At 72.7% G+C, this 19,409-nt stretch carries 17 protein-coding genes; 9 read left to right on the top strand and 8 right to left on the bottom strand.

Features of this window, described 5'->3' with window-relative positions:
* Positions 1-183: 183 nt before the first annotated feature.
* The 4 genes from ACIBTX_RS22435 to ACIBTX_RS22420 all read right to left on the bottom strand — a co-directional run bounded on the left by ACIBTX_RS22435 (position 184) and on the right by ACIBTX_RS22420 (position 3,845).
* Entirely contained in the window at positions 184-1,569 is a 1,386-nt protein-coding gene (locus ACIBTX_RS22435; RefSeq protein ID WP_396832943.1) for a cellulase family glycosylhydrolase, read from the bottom strand.
* A 101-nt stretch (positions 1,570-1,670) separates the two neighbouring features.
* Positions 1,671-2,534 carry a hypothetical protein gene (locus tag ACIBTX_RS22430; RefSeq protein WP_396832942.1) on the bottom strand — a complete coding sequence of 288 codons (864 nt, stop codon included), beginning with the start codon at positions 2,532-2,534 and terminating at the stop codon, positions 1,671-1,673.
* Positions 2,535-2,725: 191 nt separating this feature from the next.
* A complete protein-coding gene (locus tag ACIBTX_RS22425; protein WP_357117550.1) occupies positions 2,726-3,328 on the bottom strand; it encodes a dihydrofolate reductase family protein in 603 nt (200 codons plus the stop codon).
* 172 nt (positions 3,329-3,500) lie between these two features.
* Positions 3,501-3,845 carry a GNAT family N-acetyltransferase gene (locus ACIBTX_RS22420; RefSeq protein WP_396832941.1) on the bottom strand — a complete coding sequence of 115 codons (345 nt, stop codon included), beginning with the start codon at positions 3,843-3,845 and terminating at the stop codon, positions 3,501-3,503.
* Positions 3,846-3,980: 135 nt separating this feature from the next.
* On the opposite strand from ACIBTX_RS22420, the gene ACIBTX_RS22415 reads away from it, so the two are divergent.
* Entirely contained in the window at positions 3,981-4,958 is a 978-nt protein-coding gene (locus ACIBTX_RS22415) for an aldo/keto reductase (RefSeq protein ID WP_357117544.1), read from the top strand.
* Between the two features lie 22 nt (positions 4,959-4,980).
* Here ACIBTX_RS22415 and ACIBTX_RS22410 read toward each other — a convergent pair whose 3' ends face one another.
* On the bottom strand, positions 4,981-5,724 hold the full coding sequence (locus ACIBTX_RS22410) for a YqjF family protein (protein WP_396832939.1): 744 nt from the start codon (positions 5,722-5,724) through the stop codon (positions 4,981-4,983).
* A 177-nt stretch (positions 5,725-5,901) separates the two neighbouring features.
* Here ACIBTX_RS22410 and ACIBTX_RS22405 point away from each other — a divergent pair, with 177 nt between their 5' ends.
* From ACIBTX_RS22405 to ACIBTX_RS22395, 3 genes are all read left to right on the top strand, one after another.
* Positions 5,902-6,825 carry a sigma-70 family RNA polymerase sigma factor gene (locus tag ACIBTX_RS22405; RefSeq protein WP_357394774.1) on the top strand — a complete coding sequence of 308 codons (924 nt, stop codon included), beginning with the start codon at positions 5,902-5,904 and terminating at the stop codon, positions 6,823-6,825.
* A 114-nt stretch (positions 6,826-6,939) separates the two neighbouring features.
* Positions 6,940-7,824: an alpha/beta hydrolase gene (locus tag ACIBTX_RS22400; protein WP_357117535.1), complete on the top strand. Its 885-nt coding sequence runs from the start codon at positions 6,940-6,942 to the stop codon at positions 7,822-7,824.
* Between the two features lie 112 nt (positions 7,825-7,936).
* Positions 7,937-8,389 carry a DUF5709 domain-containing protein gene (locus ACIBTX_RS22395; protein WP_355049857.1) on the top strand — a complete coding sequence of 151 codons (453 nt, stop codon included), beginning with the start codon at positions 7,937-7,939 and terminating at the stop codon, positions 8,387-8,389.
* A gap of 62 nt (positions 8,390-8,451) precedes the next feature.
* Here the strand turns inward: ACIBTX_RS22395 and ACIBTX_RS22390 are convergent, their stop codons facing one another.
* A complete protein-coding gene (locus ACIBTX_RS22390) occupies positions 8,452-10,050 on the bottom strand; it encodes a DHA2 family efflux MFS transporter permease subunit (protein ID WP_357117531.1) in 1,599 nt (532 codons plus the stop codon).
* A gap of 314 nt (positions 10,051-10,364) precedes the next feature.
* Here ACIBTX_RS22390 and ACIBTX_RS22385 point away from each other — a divergent pair, with 314 nt between their 5' ends.
* Complete coding sequence (locus ACIBTX_RS22385) at positions 10,365-11,198, top strand: helix-turn-helix transcriptional regulator (RefSeq protein WP_357169464.1); 834 nt, start codon at positions 10,365-10,367, stop codon at positions 11,196-11,198.
* 114 nt (positions 11,199-11,312) lie between these two features.
* Positions 11,313-12,917: a ricin-type beta-trefoil lectin domain protein gene (locus tag ACIBTX_RS22380; RefSeq protein ID WP_357169461.1), complete on the top strand. Its 1,605-nt coding sequence runs from the start codon at positions 11,313-11,315 to the stop codon at positions 12,915-12,917.
* Positions 12,918-13,010: 93 nt separating this feature from the next.
* Here ACIBTX_RS22380 and ACIBTX_RS22375 read toward each other — a convergent pair whose 3' ends face one another.
* Entirely contained in the window at positions 13,011-15,542 is a 2,532-nt protein-coding gene (locus tag ACIBTX_RS22375; protein ID WP_396832938.1) for an FtsX-like permease family protein, read from the bottom strand.
* A complete protein-coding gene (locus tag ACIBTX_RS22370; protein ID WP_357169455.1) occupies positions 15,539-16,297 on the bottom strand; it encodes an ABC transporter ATP-binding protein in 759 nt (252 codons plus the stop codon). Before ACIBTX_RS22370 ends, ACIBTX_RS22375 begins: the two co-directional genes overlap by 4 nt.
* Before the next feature lie 148 nt (positions 16,298-16,445).
* On the opposite strand from ACIBTX_RS22370, the gene ACIBTX_RS22365 reads away from it, so the two are divergent.
* The 3 genes from ACIBTX_RS22365 (at position 16,446) to ACIBTX_RS22355 (ending at position 19,395) form a co-directional block, all read left to right on the top strand.
* Positions 16,446-17,648, top strand: coding sequence for a histidine kinase (locus ACIBTX_RS22365; protein ID WP_357117515.1), 1,203 nt, complete (start codon positions 16,446-16,448; stop codon positions 17,646-17,648).
* A complete protein-coding gene (locus tag ACIBTX_RS22360) occupies positions 17,645-18,283 on the top strand; it encodes a response regulator transcription factor (protein ID WP_357169451.1) in 639 nt (212 codons plus the stop codon). The genes ACIBTX_RS22365 and ACIBTX_RS22360 overlap by 4 nt, the downstream gene beginning before the upstream one ends.
* Positions 18,284-18,372: 89 nt before the next feature.
* Positions 18,373-19,395, top strand: a complete 1,023-nt coding sequence (locus ACIBTX_RS22355) for a fibronectin type III domain-containing protein (RefSeq protein WP_357117508.1) — start codon at positions 18,373-18,375, stop codon at positions 19,393-19,395.
* Positions 19,396-19,409: the final 14 nt, after the last annotated feature.

The raw sequence follows: 19,409 nt of genomic DNA, 5'->3' as shown, positions 1-19,409 counted from the left end.
GCTGTTCCGCCTCGTGGTCACCGGTCCTCTGATCACCTTCGGACACCGAGCCGCAAGCCTCAGGTGCCGCCCCGGCGAAGGCCGCGGGTGGGTGATCGACACGTGATCGCCGATGTCGGGGCATCCCACTGGCTCGGATACCCCGACATCGGCGATCTGGAGTCGATCAAGCGCGCGGCGAGGTCACCTCATGTTGGCCACCACGAACAGCGCGTGACCGTGCAGGTAGTTGTTCCATCCGCCGGTCACCGGCGCGCCGGGGCTGAGCAGGTTGGTGGTGTCGGTGCCGACGTCGAGCTTCCAGGCGGTCCAGGAGATGCCGTTCGCCCTCATCCAGTCGATCCAGGACTGCGCCTCCGGCAGGCAGGCGCGACCGTCGAGGCCGCCGTCGGCGTTGCTGGCCCCCCACTCGGTGACGAACAGCGCCAGACCGGCCCGGATCGCCGCGTCGCCCTTGGCGCGCAGCGACGCGCCGTGGGTGCAGGAGTAGAAGTGCAATGTGTACATGAGGTTGGTGCCGGAGAGCGGGCTGGCCGCCGCGGCGTCCACGTCCTGCGACCACGTCGGCGTGCCGAGCACCACGATGTTGTCCGGGTCGGCGGCGCGGATCGCGGAGACGACCGCCTGGTGGTACGGCTTGATGACGCCGGTCCAGCTGAACTGCAACGGCTCGTTCCACGTCTCCCAGATGACGTTGGGCAGGTGGCCGTAGCGGCGTGCCAGGTCACCGAAGAACGCCACCGCCTGGGACTGGTTGTTCTGCGCCTCGTGGGCGTGCCAGTCGACGATCACGTAGACCCCGGCGCTGACGGCGTTGTTGATGATGGTCTCCACCTGCGCCCGCGCCCTGCCCGGATCGCTCAGGTACGCCCCGGCCGGCTCGACGCCCATCGCCGCGCGGATCACCTGGAGGTTCCAGTTGTCCCGCATCCAGCGCAGCGCGGACAGGTTCTCGGCGTAGGGAGCGGTCTCCCAGTTGAGCCACATGCTGCTGACGCCGCGCAGCTGCACCCGCGCGCCGGACCTGTCGCACATCGTCGTGCCGCAGACCCGGAGCTGCCCGTACCGCTCGACCGGCGTACCGGCGGTCGGCGGCGGCGTGGTGGGCGGCGGGGTGGTGGGCGGTGGGGTCGTGGGTGGCGGAGTGGTCGGCGGTGGCGTGGTGGGCGGCGTTCCGCCGGAGCAGGAGACGCCGTTGCCGTTGATGGTGCAGTTCACCGGGGTGCCGGTGCCGTCGACGAGGAAGCCGAACGACGTCGACGCGCCAGCGCCCAGGGTGCCGTTCCACGACACGTTGCTGAAGGTGTAGTGGCTGCCGGCGGTCACCTGCTGGGCGTTCCACGACTGGCTGATGCGCGACCCGGCCGGTAGGTCGAACTCGACCCGCCAGCCGCTGATCGGCGCGGAGGTGTCGTTGGTGACCGTGACCTGGCCCTGATAGCCACTGCCCCAGCTGTTGGTCACGGAGAACGCGGCTGTCGCCGCGCTGGCCGGCGTGGCGATCGTCGCCACCGCGCCGGCGAGCAGGCCGGCGACGGCCAGCGACGTGACAAGTCTCAGTGTGCGCATGCGGAACCCGCTTCGGATCGACGGTGATGGTCTGCGGCGGGGCGGCGCCTTCGCGCACAATATCGATGGCCGACGATTCCATGCAAGCCGGGTCAGTCGGCTCAGCGCCGCCGGCCCCAGCGACGTGAACCGGCCCCGCCCCGCGACCCACCCTTCTCCCGGGCCAACATCTCGGCCGCGACCCGCAACTTCTGGGCCGGCTCGGCGGCGGCCGGGCCCAGCGTCTCGACGAACCGGTTGCCCATCGACAGCACGATGGCCGCCCGGTCCAGGTCACCGATCAGGACCAGACACTGGGCGTACACCCCGTAGGTGTTGGCCATCTCCCAGAACGACAGTGGACGCGCCATGTCCAGCAGACCCTGTCGCAGCTCACAGGCCCGCGACGCCGCCAGCGCCGCCTCCTGGGCGCCCTCGGTCGGCGACGGCCGGGTGAGGTGCCGATGCAGCAGCGCGACCGCCTGGTTGTGGTAGGCCGTCCCCATCGCCTCCCGGGTCCGCGGCCCGGCGGACGGGGGCGACCCGGCGGAGGTCAGACCCGTCGTCACGGCACGCTCCAACAGGTCCCGTCGGGTGGCGGGCTGACCAGCGGCGAACGAGACCTCGGCCAGATCGACGAGCGCGGTGATCAGTTCGGCCAGGGCCTCGTCCCGGGGCGTGGCGAGCACGCTCGCAAACTCGGCCGCCACGGCGTCGTACACCCGCTCGAAGACGACGACCGCCTCACCGCCGGGCGCCATCGCGTCGGCGGCCCGGCCCCGCGCGGACAGCAGCATGCTGTGTCGCCACAGCGCCCGGGCCAACTGCTGCTGGTCCTCCCGCGCGGCCCGGCCCGGCCCCCGCACGGCCTCCCGGTACGCCTCGATCACCCGGCTCCAGAGCCGGTCGGCTTCCGCCCACGTCTCCTGTCGCGTCGAGCGCTCCCGCGCCTGCTCGAACAACCGTCGCCGCTCGTCCGGCCCCATGCCACACACCGCCCTTCGTGGTAGCCCCAGCCCACGCCGCACGGAACAGTGAGCCCTGTCGATTCTAGGCCGGACCGATGACCACCACCCGCGCGGTCGCGTCGACCGCTGACCGCCCGGGATATCGCCGCCACCTCGAGCAGCGCGCTGCCGCGCCTCGGGGCCGCCCGCGCGGGCCGGCCCCGACGCGGTCAGGCCGCCGGCCGTACGCGGTAGGCGAGGTGCGTGACGCCGTCGCCCTCGACGACGCGGAAGGGACCGTCGAGCTGAAGTGGTGCGATCTTCAGGTCGGCGAAGAGCGGGACGCCGGCACCGAGCACGACCGGGACCAGGTCGACGTGCACCTCGTCGAGCAGGCCAGCCTCGACGACCTGGGCCGCGATGGTGCCGCCGTTGACCCCTACCTCCTTGTCACCGGCGAGCGCCTTCGCGCGGTCGATGGCGCTGGCGACGCCGTCGGTGACGAAGACGAAGGAGTCGTTCTCCGGTGCCCAGCCCTCCGGCACGGTGTGCGTGACGACCACGACGGGCACGTCCATCGGGTGCCGGCCACCCCACCCGCCGGTCATGTCGAACAGCCTCCGGCCGACGACCAGCGCTCCGGTCCGCTGGTTGAGGTCCCGCAGGTGCTGGGCGCTCGCGGCGGACGTCCGGAACGTCATCTCGGGGTGGGCGGTCGGCGTCTCGACGTCACCGCTGCCGTACCACTGGAAGAGGTGCTCGAAGCCGCCGTGGGAGGCGTCCGCGATGTAGCCGTCCAACGACATCGTCGCCCCGGTCGTCACCTTCGTCATCGGTCCACTCCTTGGTCGCTGCGGTGTCAGCCCGCCGGTGGGACCGGTCGTGTCCGGCCCTCATCCTGTGGTCGAAGCAGGCGGTGCCGTTCTCGACACAGCCGCCGAATTCCGTGTCGAGGTGGGACCGCCCGCCGGTCAGCCACGGCGAGCGGTCAGCCGGCGGCGCGGCTCACCGGCTCGTGGCGGCGTCCAACGGTTTGGAGCAGAGCACGTCCGGCTGGGGCAGGTAGCCCAGCGCCTGCCAGAACCGCAGCGCCGCCGTGTCCTGCGGAAGGACCAGCAGGTTCACCCGTGGACACCCCAACGCCGCGAACCGCTCCTCCAGCTCCACGACCAGCGTGGTGGCGATACCCCGGCGGCGACACGCCGGGTCCACGGCCAGTCGCAGGATCATGCCCCGTCGGCCGTCGTACGTGCCGAGCACGACTCCGGCGACGGCGCGGTCCACCTCGGCGACCAGGAACAGCTCCGGGTCCCGGGCCAGTTTGGCGGTCAGTTCGGCACGCGGCAGCACGTCCCGGCCCGCCGCTCTCCAGAGCGCCGCGACGCGGTCCTAGTCGGGCCAGTCGAACTCGCGGATGCGCACCACGCGACAGTAGTGAGCGCCGCCACCGTGCCGGGCGGCAGGCAACGGTCGTAGCGTGGGGTCATGCGAACCACCACGCTGGGCAGTGCGGGGCCCGAGGTCGGCGTCATCGGTCTCGGGTGCATGGGCATGAGCCACGGATACGACATCACCGGCCCTCGCGACGACGACACCTCGATCTCCGTGATCCGGCAGGCGCTGGATCTGGGCGCCACGCTGATCGACACGTCCGATGTGTACGGGCCGTACACCAACGAGGAGCTGGTCGGGCGGGCACTGGCCGACGGCCACCGGGAGCGGGCAGTCCTGGCGACGAAGGTCGGACTGGTCGCGACGCCGCCGGCCGACGGCTCCAGCAAACTACCCACGATCGGTAGGAACGGCCGGCCGGAGCACATCCGCGCGGCGATCGACGACAGCCTGCGTCGCCTCGGCACCGACCACGTCGACCTCTACCAACTGCACCGCGTCGACCCCGAGGTGCCCATCGAGGAGTCCTGGGGCGCGATGGCGGAGGTCGTCGCGGCGGGCAAGGCGCGACAGATCGGCCTGTCGGAGGTGACGGCGACCGAGATCGCGCGGGCCCAGGCGGTGCATCCGGTGGCGTCGGTGCAGTCCGAGCTGTCGTTGTGGACCCGGGATCCGCTGGCCGAGGTGCTGCCGTACTGCGTCGAGCAGGGCATCGCCTTCCTGCCGTTCTCTCCGCTGGGCAGGGGTTTCCTCGCCGGACGATTCGCCTCGTTCGACGACCTGCCGGCGGACGACTTCCGACGAGGCCTGCCGCGCTTCCAGCAGGAGGCGCTGCGCGCCAACCTCGCCATCGTCGCCCGGGTCCGGGAGGTCGCCGAACGGGCCGGCGTCAGCCCCGCGCAGGTCGCGCTCGCGTGGGTCGTCGCCCAGGGCGACCGGGTCATCCCGATCCCCGGCACCAAGACCCCGACCTACCTGGTGGACAACTGCGCGGCCGGCGACGTGCGGCTCGGCGCGGAGGAACTCGCCGACCTGGACGCCCTGCCCGCCCCCGAGGGCGGGCGGTACTGACCAACCGGCGGCCCGGTGTCACTCAGCCGGGCCGCCGGAGCCCGACGGGCGGCCCGAATCGCACGCCGACGCCGGGCGAGTAGAGCACGCTGACCGGCGGCCCGACCGGCGCCGGCAGGCCCGCCGCGGCGACCAGCTCGTCATCCAGGCGCAGCAGCTCCGCCCGGTACAACGGCCAGCGGGGATGCCAGTTCGGCAGGTGCCGCGTGCGACCGTACGCCCGGGTGTGCAGCCCCCAGCGGGCGGTGAGGAAGTGTTCGACTCCGGTCGGATCGGCGATGCGCTCCCCCACCCGGACCTCCATCCGGCTCGCCGTGCCCGCCGGACCGGGCCAGCGTCGCCGGCACCGGGAGGTGAGTCGGTCGCCGTCGCGGTCCAGCCGCATCGAGGACCAGAGGTACGGCAGACGCAGCGTCGCCCGCGCGACGAGCACCGGCACCAGGCGGGACGCGTCGAGCGACCGGAACACGACGGCACGCCGGCCGGTGTCGTCCACCGAGTAGAGCCGGACGTTCGTCTCGGCGAAGGTGCCGAGGTACGGCACGCCCGGCCCACGACCGAAGCCCAGCCCGACCATCCGGAAGCCGATCAGCCCGACGTAGCTGACCCCGCCGATGGTGTCCGGCGCGGTGCCCGCGGGCAGCAGGGGCGCGACGACCTCCGGCGCGACGGCCCAGTGCAGGAAGGTGAGGTCCTCCCAGCGCTGACGCAGGAGCGCCCAGCGGAACGCCTGCCGGGGCGCGCCGTCGACCGGTTCGATGTCCACGCTCCCATCCTGGCCCAGGCGTGCGCACCGCCACACGGCGTGCCGGCCGCAGATCGGCGACCCCGGAACACCCGTGGCCGCCGGCCGCCGACAACGGCCGCACCGTCCTCGCGCCGGTCCGCCGTACGCTTGAAGAGCAGACGTGTTCAGAACAGGTGTTTCGGGGAGGAACCGGGCATGACGCTGGGTGACGCCGAACTGGTGACGCTCGCGCAGGCGGGCGACGCGGGCGCGCTCGGCGTGCTGCTGACCCGCCACGAGGCGGGCATGCGGGCGGTCGCGATGAGCCTGCTCGGCTACGGACCGGATGCCGAGGACGCCGTGCAGGACGCGATGGTGACGGCGCTGCGGCGCGTCGGCGAGATCCGTGACTCGGCAGCCGTCGGGCCGTGGCTGCGCACGGTCGTCCGCAACAACGCCCGGATGACACTGCGCGCGCCGCGTCCGACGCCGGTCGCCGATCCGGAGTGGTTCGCCCACCCCGCCACCGATCCCACCCCGGAGGAGTCCCTGGACTCCGGCGCGCTGCGCGACTGGGTGTGGCACGCCATCGGCGAGTTGTCCGAGCCCGACCGCCTGGTCACCATGCTGCGCTACTTCAGCGACGCCTCCTCGTACGACCAGATCGCGGCCGTGTGCGGTGTGCCGGTCGGCACCGTCCGCAGCCGCCTCAGCCACGCCCGGCGGGCCCTCGCCGGCGGCCTGCGCGCGGCGGCGACCTCGGCCCACGCCGACGTCCGCGCGGCCGGCGACGCGCGGTGGCGCGAGGGCGTCGACATGATCGCCACGGCGATGCGGGGCGACTTCGACCAGGTGGTCCACGACACCTGGTGGCCGGAGGCTCAGATGATCGTTCCCGGTGGGCCACGCGGCGGGCCCGAGCTGGCGCTGCGTGGCATGACCAGCGACCTGAACGCCGGGGTACGACAACGGCTGCGCAGCGTCGTGGCCAGCGGCGACGTGCTCATCTGGGAGACCGACCTGATCAGCCCGACGGACAACCCGGACCACTGCCCGCCGGCGGCGCTGTGGTTGCAGGTGCTGCGCGAGGGGCGGGTACGTCAGCTCACGCTGTTCCACCCCGTTCCGGCGCGGCTCTGAGAAAACGTTTCCCGCCGAGCGAACTTTCCCGACGACCCGCGCATCTGGTCGGTGTCCAGCCACCAGTTGCCGTCGCGGCACACGCCGCACGGGTCACGAATCGGGAGACAGTTCATGGGTTCCACCCACCACGACACCGGCGCGCTCGCGCCCGGCGCCCACTCGTTCACCGTCGACGGGGTGCGGCAGGTCTACCACGTCGCCGGCACCGGCCCGGTCTGTGTGGCGCACTCGGGCGGCCCCGGCATCGAGTGGTCCTACCTGCGGACGCCGAGCCTCGAAGAGCACTACACGATGGTGTACGTCGAGCCGGTCGGCACCGGCGCGTCGGGACGACTCGACAGTGCCGACGACTACCGGATGGACACCTATGTCCGTTTCCTGGACGCGGTCGTCGCGCACCTCGGGGAGCCCCGGGTGTACCTGCTCGGGCACTCGTACGGCGGTTTCGTCATCCAGCGCTACGCCCTGGAGCACCCGGACCGGGTGGCCGGGCTCATCCTGTACGACACCTCACCGCTCACCGGCGCCGACTTCTGGGCCGAGGCGATGACCAACCTCGCCGCCTACCCGCAGCGGCACCCGGACCGGCCGGAGGCGGCGGAGATCCCGGCCGCTCTCCAACGGGCCCTCAGCGCCACCGACGACGAGACGCTGAGCGCCGGTCTGGGCGCCGCGCTACCGGTCTACTTCGCGGACTTCTGGGCTCGGCAGGCCGAGTTCGCCCCGTTGCAGGCGGGTCTGCGGGCCTGGGCGGCGCCGGCCGGCGCGCAGGACCCGGTTCCCTTCGACGTACGCGACCGGCTCGGTGAGATCACCGCTCCGGCCGTGGTGGTCGTCGGGGCGCACGACTTCATCTGCGGCCCGCGCTACGCCGAGGAACTGCACGCCGGCCTGAAGGACTCGCGGCTGATCGTCCTGGAGCAAAGTGGGCATTTCGGTCACATCGAGCAGCCGGAGGAGTTCACCGCGGCCGTGGTGGAGCTGCTGAAGCGGTGATTGCCGCCGCCTCCCGAGGCCGGTTCGTCACAGCGGGCAGGCCTCGGGGGCCGGCCGTGTTGCACGGTCATAGGCTTGGCACTTCGCTGCGCCGTGACGAAGGAGAGATGCCGTGAGCCAGACGGATTCCGTCGACGAGTGGAACGTGGCCGAGGACGACGGGGTGCTGGACGCCTCCGACACCCTCGACGACGACCGGGTCGGCGACCCCCTCGACACCGGCATCGTCGCCGCGGACCACTGGACGGCGGCGAACCGGTTCGGCACCACCCCCGCCGAGGAGCGGGCGGGCGAGTCGTTGGATCAGTACCTCGCCCAGGAGGAGCCGGACGTCGACCCGTACGCCGAGGGTGGCGACGACGAGGACGAGCTGACCCGCCGGGGGTACGAGACCGAGGCGCGCGCGGGCCGTCTCGTCGAGTACGACGAGGGCGTCCGCGAGGACGACGAGGCCGACTCGGTGGCGTGGGACGCCGGGATCGACGCGGGTGGCGCGAGCGCCGAGGAGGCTGCGGTGCACGTGGTCGACGACCCGAACGGGCCGGGCGACGGTCCGCTGCGCTGACACCCCGCACACACCGCCGCGCTCGACACCGCAACGGGCGTCGAGCGCGGCGGGCGCGTCGGTCAGTGGATGACGACCGGCGTCTTCGGCAGGTCGGTCTGCTCGTCACCGAGCGGCTGCGCGGGCGTACGTCGGCGCGGCAGCAGGGCGGCCGGGATGAAGGTGGCCAGCACGAGCGCGAACCCCACCCAGAACGTGTGGGCGAACGACTTCGCGGCGAAGTCGAGACCGCGCTCGATGATCGAGGCGAGGGTCGAGGGGTCCACCGGCACCTGCGCGAGCACCTCCGGTCGTTGCTGGGAGGCGATGGCCAGCCCGGCCTCGGTGACCGGCTTGCCGCTGCTCTCGTCGACCAGGCCGGGGATCGGCCGGGAGCCGTTCAGCTCGTTGGTGAGGATCACCGACATCACGGCGGCGCCGACCGAGCCGCCGATCTGCTGCAGGATGTTGACGAGCGTCGAGCCGCGCGCGACCTCCTGCGCCTGCAACGTGCGCAGCGCCGACGTCATGATGGGCATCATCGTGCCGCCCATGCCCAGGCCCATCACGAACAGCGACCCACCGAGCAGCCAGTACGACGTCTGCGGGTCGACCTGGGTGAAGCCGAAGAACCCGACGACGATCAGGGCGAGCGCGAACGGGACGGTACGGCCGATGGGTACCCGGTCGGCGAGCGTTCCGGCGATCGGCATGGTGATCATCGCGCCGATGCCCTGCGGGGCCATCAGCAGGCCGGCGGCCAGCGTGGACTCACCGCGCACCTGCAGGAAGTAGCTCGGGAAGAGCAGGCCGGCGCCCATGAACGCGATGATGAACACGAACAGCGTGCCCGCCGCGATGGTGAGGTTGCGGTTGCGGAACAGCCGCAGGTCGAGCAGCGGGTGCCGGGGCTTGAAGGAGTAGAGCACGAAGGCCACCACCAGCGCGCCGCCGACCAGCATCGGGGCCCACACCTTGGTCGCGCTGAACGTGCCCGCCTCCGGCAGCGACGAGACGCCGTACAGGAAGAGCGCGAGACCCGGGGAGAGCATCAGCATGCCGAGGAAGTCGAAGGACTCCGACGGCTCGGGGGCGTCCTTCGGGAGCGCCATCTGCGCGTAGATCAGGGCGATGACACCGATCGGCAGGTTGATCAGGAAGATCCAGTGCCAGCTCGCCGTGTCGATCAGCCAGCCACCGAGGATCGGGCCACCGATCGGGCCGAGGAGCATCGGGATGCCGAGGACGGCCATCAACCGGCCGATCCGGTGCGGCCCGGCCGCCCGCGTCATGATCGTCATGCCGAGCGGCATGAGCATGCCGCCGCCGAGGCCCTGCAGGACGCGGAAGCCGATCAACTGGCCGATCGAGTCGGCGGTGGCGCAGAGCCCCGACCCGATCGTGAACAGGGCGAGCGCCACCATGTAGAGCCGCTTCGTACCGAACCGGTCGGCCGCCCACCCGCTGAGCGGGATCACCGTGGCCAGGGCCAGCGTGTAGCCCGTCATCGTCCAGGCCACCCGGGCGTAGGAGGCGTCGAACTCGGTCTGGAACGTGGGCAGCGCGACGCTGACCACCGTCACGTCGAGGATCGACATGATCGCGCCAAGGACGACGACACCCGCCACCTTGAGCACCGCGGCGTCGAGCTTGTCCGATGTCGCGACGGATTGCTGTGTCACTAACTCTCCTGAGGTCGGTTGATCCGGACCGATGGTGGGCGGTGGCGGCGATCGCCGCGCCGACCAGGCGCGGGACGCGACGTGCCGGGGCGACGACGCGCGGAGGCAGACTAACCGGGGACTGTGACGCTCTGCCGCCGGATTTCGTGACGGTCGTGTGGCGTAAACCGATCAGCCGTCCGATTGCAGCCAATCGGCGGAGTGGCCCGCAGCGTCGAGCAGCAAGCGCACGGCGCGGAACATCCCGCGCCGGCCCGTCTGTTGCACCCACCGTGCCGGTCCACCAGCCGGCGCCCACCCCGATCGGAGTCACCGTGAACCGCGCCCACCTCGCCAGCTTCCTGCGCAGCCGACGCGAGGCGCTGCGCCCCGAGGACGTGGGGTTGCCGCGCGGCCCGCGCCGACGCACCGGTGGGCTGCGGCGCGAGGAAGTCGCCGCGTTGAGCGGTATGTCCACTGACTACTACACGCGGTTGGAGCAGCAGCGCGGGCCGCACCCCTCCGAGCAGATGCTCGCCGCCCTGGCCCGCGGCCTACGCCTGTCCCTGGCCGAACGGGACCACCTGTTCCAGCTCGCCGGGCACGCCGTGCCCCACCGCGCGGTACGCGCCGACCACGTCAACCCCGGGATGACACGCATCCTCGATCGGCTGCACGACACCCCGGCCCTGGTGGTGAACCACCTCGGCGAGACCCTGGCGCAGACCGCGCCGGCCGTCGCCCTACTCGGCGACGAGACCCGGCACACCGGTCTGGCGCGTAGCGCGCACCACCGCTGGTTCACCGACCCAACGGCGCGGGAGCGGCATCCGGCGCAGGATCACCCGGTGCTGAGCCGACTGTTCGTGGCGCACCTGCACGCGGCGTACACCCGTGATGGCGGTGGCTCTCGAGCCGCGGCGATCGTCGACGATCTGCTGGCCACGAGCGGGGAATTCGCGCAGCTGTGGCGGGAGCATCCGGTGCCGGGCGGTCCCTGCCCACCGAAGCGCCTCCTGCACCCGGAGGTCGGCGCGTTGGAGTTGCACTGCCAGACGCTGGTGGATCCGGACCAGTCCCAGACCCTGCTGGTCCTCACGGCCGCGCCCGGCTCGGAGAGCGACGACAGGTTGCGCCTCCTCTCCGTCGTCGGCGGTCCGCTCGGCTGAGGGTCGACGCCGGTGGCGGCGGGCAATTGTGGTGAAGGCATTGATATCGATGCCTGCGACTGTAATGATTAACACACTTTACAGTTGTTTCCGCCGCCCCGGAAGGACCCCGCCATGGCGCGACGAACGGTTGGGCACCCGCCCCGCCGCACCAGGTTGGCCGCCGCGTTCGCCGCGGCCCTGCTCGCCGTACCGACCGGCCTGATCGTCGGCGTCTCCCCGGCGGCCGCCGCCGCCACGGGCGCCATCACCGGGTACGGCGGCAAATGCGTCGACGTGGCGGCCGCCAACCCGGCCAACTCCACCCCGGTGCAGCTCTACGCCTGTAACGGCTCGACGGCGCAGCAGTGGACCGTGGCCGACGACGGCACGATCAGAGCCCTGGGCAAGTGCCTCGACATCGCGGCCGCCAGCACCGCCAACGGTGCTCGCGTGCAGATCTACGACTGCAACGGCACCGGGGCGCAGCAGTGGTCGTCCAGCGCGGGGCAGCTGGTCAACCCGGCCTCGGGCAAGTGCCTCGACGCCACCGGCACCAGCTCCGCCGACGGCACGCCGCTACAGATCTGGAGCTGCACCGGCACCGCCAACCAACTCTGGACGCTGCCCACCGGCGGCACCACCCCACCGCCGTCGAGCGGCTTCACCCACCCCGGAGTGCTGGTCAGCAGGGGTCAGCTCGACTTCGTACGGGGGCGGGTGCAGGCGGGCGCACAGCCCTGGGCGGCGGCCTACAACCAGATGATGTCCAGCCGGTACGCCTCGCTGTCCCGCACCCCGGCGCCCCGCGCGGTCGTCGAGTGCGGCTCCTACTCCAACCCCAACAACGGCTGCACCGAAGAGCGCGAGGACGCGATCGCCGCGTACACCGACGCACTCGCCTGGTACCTCACCGGCGACTCCCGGTACGCCCAGAAGGCGATCCAGATCATGGACGCCTGGTCGGCGACGATCACCTCCCACACCGGCAGCAACGCGCCCCTGCAGACCGGTTGGGCGGCCTCGACCTGGCCCCGGGCCGCCGAGATCATCAAGTACACGTACAGCAGCTGGCCCAACGCCAACCGGTTCGCCACCATGCTGCGCACCGTCTACCTGCCGGTGGTCCGCAACGGCTCGAACAGCAACGGCAACTGGGAACTGACCATGATGGAGGCCGCCATCGGGATCGCCGTGCACCTGGACGACCGGACGGCCTACGACGCGGCGGTGACCCGCTTCCTCAACCGTGCCCGCGCGTTCATCTACCTGCCCAGTGACGGCGCGCTCCCGTACACCGTGCCCGGCAGCGGCCTGGACACCAGCGGCGAGATCATCGGCTACTGGCAGGGCCAGTCCACCTTCGTCGCCGGCCTCGCGCAGGAGACCTGCCGGGACTTCGTCCACACCGGATACGGCATCTCCGCCATCTCGCACGTCGCGGAGACCTCCCGCATCCAGCAGCGTGACCTGTATCCGCAGGTCGGTGAGCGGCTGCGGCAGGCCCTCGGCTTCCACTCGCGCTACCAACTCGGCGAGGCGGCGCCCTCCTGGCTGTGCGGCGGCACCCTCACCCGGGGCCTCGGCCCGATCACCGAGGTCGGTTTCAACGCGATGAGCAACCGGCTGGGCAACGTCATGACCAACACGCAGACCCTCACGCTGCAACAGCGTCCCGCCGGCAGCAACAACCTCTTCGTCGCCTGGGAGACGCTGACCCACGCCAGCAACCCCAATTGACCGCGCGGCGGGCCGGCGCCCACCGTAGGGCGTGTGTCAAAGCCCCTGGCCAAGGACTTTGACACACGCCCTGACGCCGGCCCGCCCCCGCACCTATCCCTCGACGCCCAGCGCCGCCACCGGGCTCACCCGCGAGGCCCGCCGCGCCGGCAGCACCCCGGCCAACGCGGTCAGCGCGACGAGCGCCACGAAGAGCCCGACCAGGGGCAACACCGGCAACGTCAGCGGCGCGTTGAGCCCCAGCGCCCGCACCGCCAACCAGGCGTACGGGACGCCGAGCAGCAGACCGAAGGTCGCCCCGATCACCCCGTAGAGGCCGGACTCGACGGTCAGCATCGTGCGCAACCCGGCCCGGGACAGGCCGACGGCGCGCAGCAGCCCGGACTCGCGTACCCGCTCCACGACCGACAGGGCGGTCGTCGACCCCACCCCGACCACGGCGATCAGCACGGTGAGACTCACCAGGCCGGCGGTGATCCAGACCAGGGCGCTCAGCACCGCGTCGTTGCGGTCCCGATCGTCGGCGAGCACGCCGATGTGCAGCCCGGGGGCGTCCCCGACCGCCTGCCGCAGCGCCCGCACCCCGGCGGTACGGCCGTCCTCGCCCGCGCGGGCGGCGTCGGCCAGCAGACCGCTGTACGCCGTCGGCCCGCCGATCCGGTCCAGGTCGGCACGGTCGGCGAGGATGCCCGCGTACAGGGGGCCACGGTCGGGCAGGACCGCCGCCACGCGCACGTCGACCGTCGACGCGGCGCGGCCGAGGGTGACCGTGTCGCCGGCCCGCAGCCCGGTGACGCTGGCGACCGCCTGGCCGAGCACGATCCGGCCGGGTCCCCGGTCGGCGAGGCTGCCCTGCGCCACGGGCAGGTCGGCGAGGGTCGGCAACGCCGACAGGTCCAGGTCGGTCGTTGAGTACCCGGCCTCGACGTCACCGATGCGCGCACCGCCCCGCAGGAGCGCGACGTCGTGGAGCATCCGGTACGGCACGACCCGGGTCAGCGCCGCGCTGGCCGCCCGCGCCCGCGCCAGGACGGCGACCGGCAGGGCCGTACCCTCGGCGGACGCCACTTCGAAGTCGGCCGGCGCGGAGAGGGCCATGTCGAGATCGGCGACCACCCGCATGGACGCGCCACCGATGACCACGCCGGAGATCAGCGTCACGCCGAGCGCCACCACCACGGAGACGGCCGCGGCGCGGCGCGGCGTTCCACCGATCCCGCCGACCGCCAACCGTCCGAGGGCGCCGAGCTGGCGCAGCGGCCAGCCCACGACCGCCAGCACCGGACGCACCAGCAGCGGCCCGAGGGCCACCAGGGCGAAGAACGCCAACGCGCCCGAGGCGACCAGCAGGAACAGACCGAGCGTCGGGTCGTACGACTCCGCGCCCGGCGTCGGCATGCGGCGCACCGCCGCGACGCCGGCCAGCAACGCGCCGAGGGCCAGCAGCGCCCCGGACACCAGGCGACCCGCTCCGATGCCCCGCCGGCCGGCGGTGACGCTGGCCGCGCGCAACGCCTCCAGCGGCGAGACCCGAGCGGCGGAGAACGCCGGGGCGAGGACCGCCAGCACGGTGATCACGACCGCCCCGACCACCACCGCGACCGCCGGTGTCAGCGGCAGCCCCGGCGACGACACCACCGTGCCGAAGGCGCGCAGGACCGGCGGAAGCGCCTGCCCGACGGCCAGCGCGGCGGCCACCCCGACGACACCGGCGACCAACCCGGTCAGGGCACCCTCGGCGGTGAGCGCGCCCACCAACGCTCCCCGGCCCGCGCCGACCGCCCGCAGCAGCGCGAGGTGCTGCATCCGCTGGGCGAAGACGATGCGGAACGTGGAGGTGACCACCAGCGCCGCGGCGGCCACCGCGATCCCGACGAACATCCCGACCAGCGCGAACAGCCTGCCGACCTGCTCGGCCGCCGCGTCGGCCTCGGCGTCGCGTACCTCGGCGCCCGAGCGGACCGGCTGCTCGGCGGAGACCGCCGCGGCCAGGCGCTGGTGGACCGCCTGCGTCGCGCCCGGGGCCGCCCGCAGGTCGATCCGCTCCACGAAGGTCAGGTGACCCCACGCGGCCACGACGTCGTCCGGCGCGTAGGCGTTGGCGCCGTCGTCGACGGGGGTGTCGACCACTCCCGTGACGGTGAGCGGCGACTCGGCCGTGCGGTCGCCGCCCGTCCCGGTGGTCACCGTGCCGACCGTCAGCCCCAGCCGCTCGACGGTACGCGGACTCACCGCGATCTCGCCGGGCTGGTCGGGATAGCTGCCCTGGACCAGGCGCACCGTGGCCAGCGGGCCCCGGCCCGGATCCGCCTGGAGGTTGACGTATCCCCCGCCGACCGAGACACCGATGGTCACCCGGCCCACCGCCTCGACGACGCCGGGCACGGCGCGGACGTCCCGCAACGCCGTCAGGGCGGGCGGCCGCTCGGGGTCACCGACCACCAGGTCGGTGGCCGCCGGGGTGCCGCTGAGGGTGTCCCGGGCGGTCCGTTCGGTGATGTCCCGCGCCAACACGGTGCCGAAGACCACGAACGACGCGACGAGGATCGCGAGGCCGGTGAGAATCAGCCGGCCCGGCCGGCGGGCCGCGGCGATCACCTGGGTACGCAGCACGGTCGCCCTCATGCGGCCACCGCCAGGGCGCGCAGCGCGTCGGTGATCGAGCCCTGGTCCGGCTCGTGGATCTCGCCGGCGATCCGACCGTCGGCGAGCAGCACCACCCGGTCGGCGTACGCGGCGGCGATCGGGTCGTGGGTGACCATGACCACCGTCTGGCCCAGGTCGCGTACCGAGTCGCGCAGGATGGCGAGCACCTCCGCCCCGGTGCGGGAGTCGAGGTTGCCCGTCGGCTCGTCGGCGAAGACGACCTCGGGCCGCGACACCAGCGCCCGGGCCAGCGCCACCCGCTGCTGCTGGCCGCCCGAGAGCTCGCTGGGCCGGTGCCCGAGCCGCTGGCCGAGACCCAGCACGTCGACGAGGTGCGCGAACAGGTCACGGTCGGCGTCCCGGCCGGCGAGGTCCAGCGGCAGGGTGATGTTCTGCGCGGCGGTGAGCTGCGGCAGCAGGTTGAACGACTGGAACACGAAGCCGATCCGGTCGCGGCGGGCCCGGGTCAGCGTACGGTCCGACCGACCGGTCAGCTCCGTGCCGCCCAGCAGGACCCGCCCGGACGTGGGGGTGTCCAGCCCGGCCAGGCAGTGCATCAGCGTCGACTTGCCGGACCCGGACGAGCCCATGATCGCGGTGAACCCGGCCCGGCCGAAGGCGACCGAGACGTTGTCCAGGGCGCGGACGGCGGTTTCGCCGCTGCCGTACACCTTGACGAGGTCGACGGCCGCGACGGCCGCCTGCCCGGTCTGCGGTGGGGCGTGGGTTGTCATGGGTTCCTCCAGTGGTTGCGATGTGACCGCCGGAAGCCTCGCCCGCGCCGGGCGGCGGCCGCATCGGTCCCCGGTCGGGGAACGCGGCCGGGGGGTCTGTCTTTCGGCCGATCTGGGCCGGCCCTCCGCGTGGCTACGCTGGGTCACGATGAACGCGCCGATCTCCTCCACCTGGTGGGTACGCCTGGGTCAGCTCGCCGGTCTGACGGCGCTGGCCCTGCTCTGTGCCTTCGACCTGCGGTACGGCCTCGCCAGCGGGATGGGGGTGGTCGAAGCGCTGCGGGCCCTGCTCCAGGTGGGGTTGGCGGCGGCGACGGCGGTGGTCTGGCTGCCCGTGCACCGAACGGAATCCCGGGCGCTGCCGATCGCGGCGCTCGCGCTCGGTGTCGTCTCACTCACCGTCACCGCGGGCCTTCTGCTGCTCGGCAGGAGCGGGGCCTATCTGCTGGGTGGCACCTGGGGGCTGGCCGAGTCCGCCGGGATGATCGCGGTGGTGTTCGTGGTGACCCGCTTTGGCGCGGCCCGGTTCGCCCCCTGGGCGGCGGTGGTCGCCGCGCTCGCCGCCGCCGCGCTTCCGCTGCGCGCCGGCGCCGACCTGGTCTACGTGATCTTCGGGCTGCTCCAGGCGCTCGGCGCGGTCGGCGCCGCCGCCGCCGGGATCTACCTGCGCGTCGTCGCCAGCGGCCGGGAGCGGGCCATCGCGCTGGTACGCGCCGAGCAGCGCGCCGAGTTCGCCCGCGACCTGCACGACTTCATCGCCCATCACGTGACCGGCATCGTGGTGCAGGCGCAGGGCGCCCGGTTCGTCGCGGAACAGGACCCGCAACGGGTGATCGTCGCCCTGGAGCAGATCGAGCGGGCCGGCGCCGAGACGATGGCCTCGATGCGGCGGATGGTCGGCGTGCTGCGCAATCCGCACGCCCCGCCGGACGCGCCGCTGGCCCCGCTGGCCGGTGTGGCCGATCTCGCGCCGCTGCTGGAGGGCCACAACGGCACGACCAACGCGCCGGCCCGACTGTACGTCGACGGTCCGCTCGACGGGCTGCCGGTGGAGGTCTCCACCTCGGCGTACCGGGTGGTGATGGAGGGGCTGACCAACGCCCGCCAACACGCGTCGGACGCCCGGTCGGTGGCGGTGTCCGTGCGCCGTACGCCGGACTGGCTGCTGGTCCGGGTCGCCAACGACGGCGCGGGCCCACGCACGACGCCGGCCCGGGGGCACGGCTTCGGCCTGGTCGGTCTCACCGAGCGGGTACGCGCCCTGGACGGCACGGTCACCGCCGGACCGGGCGTCTCCGGCGGCTGGGTGCTCGACGCCGCGTTTCCCCTGCGCGCGGCGGTGACCCGATGATCCGGGTGCTGATCGCCGACGACCAGGCGATGGTCCGCACCGGTTTCGGCATGATCATCGGGGCGCAGCCGGACATGGCGGTGGTCGGTGAGGCCGCCGACGGGATCGCGGCCGTCGAGATGACCCGTCGGCTCCGTCCGGACGTGGTGCTGCTGGACATCCGGATGCCCCGCCTCGACGGCCTGGAGGCGCTCCGGCTGCTCGCCGGGCCGGGCGTCAAGGACCCGGTGCGGGTGGTCGTGGTGACGACCTTCGACCTCGACGAGTACGTGCACACCGCGCTGTCCCACGGCGCGTGCGGCTTCCTGCTCAAGGACTCCGGGCCAACGCTGCTCGTCGAGGCGGTCCGCGCCGCCGTCTCCGGTGACGCGCTGATCAGCCCGTCCATCACCGTACGACTGCTGCAGCACCTCAGCTCGCCCACCGCGCCGCGCGACGACGGGGGCCTGTCCCCACGGGAACTCGACGTCGTGAAGCTCGTCGCCCGGGGCCTGACCAACGCCGAGATCGCCGGCCAACTCTTCATCGCCGTCGGGACGGTCAAGACACACCTGGCCAGCGTTCAGGCGAAGCTGCCGGCCCGCAACCGCGTCGAGATCGCCGCCTGGGCCTGGGAACGCCGCCTGGTCAGCTAGACGGGGCATCCTCGCGCCGCCCACTGCCCTAAAATCGACGGCAGTGAATCGCCGGCCCGCTGCGGACAACCGGAGGCGAGGGATTCATCGTGCACCCAATCCGAACACGGCCCCGATCACGGGCCACCACCCTGGCCGTCGCCGCGCTGGCGGCCGCAGCGGTCGCGCTGGGCCCGAGTCCGGCGTACGCCGCCGACGACACCGAGCGCCCTACCGCCCCCGGCCCGATCACGGTCACCGCCATCGACACCACCTCGGTGGAGCTGACCTGGACCGCGTCGACCGACAACGTGGGCGTGGTCGGCTACGCGGTCTCGGCGCTGTTCGAGGACACCGGCCGGGCGTACTCGACCGACACCACCACCATCCGCATCACCGACCTGCGCCCGTCCCGGACGTACACCCTCAGCGTCGCGGGGCTGGACGCGGCGGGCAACCGGTCGGTGTCCAACCCGACGCTGCGGTTGACCATGCCACCGGGTGACACCGAGCCGCCGAGCACGCCGGGCCAGCCGGTCGCGTACGACGTCGCGGCGACCCTGGTGTGGCTGCGGTGGACCCCGTCGACCGACAACGTCGTGCTCGACCGGTACGAGGTGTACCGGGTCGACGCCAGCGGTCAACTGACCCTGGTCAGGGAGTTGTACCAGTTCCCGCCGAGTCCCACCATGACCCAGGTCAGCGGGTTGACGCCGAACACGACGTACACCTTCGTGGTGCGCGCCCGCGACGAGGCGGGCAACTGGTCGGCGCTGTCGTCGCCGGTCACCGTGACCACCCTGCCGCCCCCGCCGAGCTGCGCGGTCCGCACGGTCGCCCGGCAGGGGCCGGACGGCTTCGTGGCGTACCTCGCCGTCGAGAACACCGGTACGACGGCGGTGAACGGCTGGACGATGACCTGGCGGTTCTGGGCCAGCCAGCAGGTACGGGCCCTCTGGGGCGCGCAGGTCGTCGACCGGCCGAACAACAGCTACCTGCGGGTCCGCAACACCAGCCACAACGCGGTGATCAGGCCGGGCGGCACGGTGTCGCTGGGCATCGTCGCCACCGGCACTCAACTGCCGGAGGAGGTCACGCTCAACGGTGGCGTCTGCGTGGTGGCAGACGAGTAACGCTCGCGTCCGGG

Source organism: Micromonospora sp. NPDC049359 (genome assembly GCF_044466585.1).
Taxonomy (GTDB): domain Bacteria; phylum Actinomycetota; class Actinomycetes; order Mycobacteriales; family Micromonosporaceae; genus Micromonospora.
The sequence above is the reverse complement of the archived record's forward strand: the minus strand, read 5'-3'. Positions and strand labels throughout refer to the sequence as shown.

Excerpts from the sequence above, each read along its gene's own strand:
- ACIBTX_RS22415 (WP_357117544.1), top strand. The coding sequence starts at position 3,981 with ATGCGAACCACCACGCTGGGCAGTGCGGGGCCCGAGGTCGGCGTCATC.
- ACIBTX_RS22400 (WP_357117535.1), top strand. The coding sequence starts at position 6,940 with ATGGGTTCCACCCACCACGACACCGGCGCGCTCGCGCCCGGCGCCCAC.
- ACIBTX_RS22430 (WP_396832942.1), bottom strand. The coding sequence starts at position 2,534 with ATGGGGCCGGACGAGCGGCGACGGTTGTTCGAGCAGGCGCGGGAGCGC.
- ACIBTX_RS22375 (WP_396832938.1), bottom strand. The coding sequence starts at position 15,542 with ATGAGGGCGACCGTGCTGCGTACCCAGGTGATCGCCGCGGCCCGCCGG.
- ACIBTX_RS22435 (WP_396832943.1), bottom strand. The coding sequence starts at position 1,569 with ATGCGCACACTGAGACTTGTCACGTCGCTGGCCGTCGCCGGCCTGCTC.
- ACIBTX_RS22425 (WP_357117550.1), bottom strand. The coding sequence starts at position 3,328 with ATGACGAAGGTGACGACCGGGGCGACGATGTCGTTGGACGGCTACATC.
- ACIBTX_RS22360 (WP_357169451.1), top strand. The coding sequence starts at position 17,645 with ATGATCCGGGTGCTGATCGCCGACGACCAGGCGATGGTCCGCACCGGT.
- ACIBTX_RS22370 (WP_357169455.1), bottom strand. The coding sequence starts at position 16,297 with ATGACAACCCACGCCCCACCGCAGACCGGGCAGGCGGCCGTCGCGGCC.
- ACIBTX_RS22380 (WP_357169461.1), top strand. The coding sequence starts at position 11,313 with ATGGCGCGACGAACGGTTGGGCACCCGCCCCGCCGCACCAGGTTGGCC.
- ACIBTX_RS22405 (WP_357394774.1), top strand. The coding sequence starts at position 5,902 with ATGACGCTGGGTGACGCCGAACTGGTGACGCTCGCGCAGGCGGGCGAC.
- ACIBTX_RS22365 (WP_357117515.1), top strand. The coding sequence starts at position 16,446 with ATGAACGCGCCGATCTCCTCCACCTGGTGGGTACGCCTGGGTCAGCTC.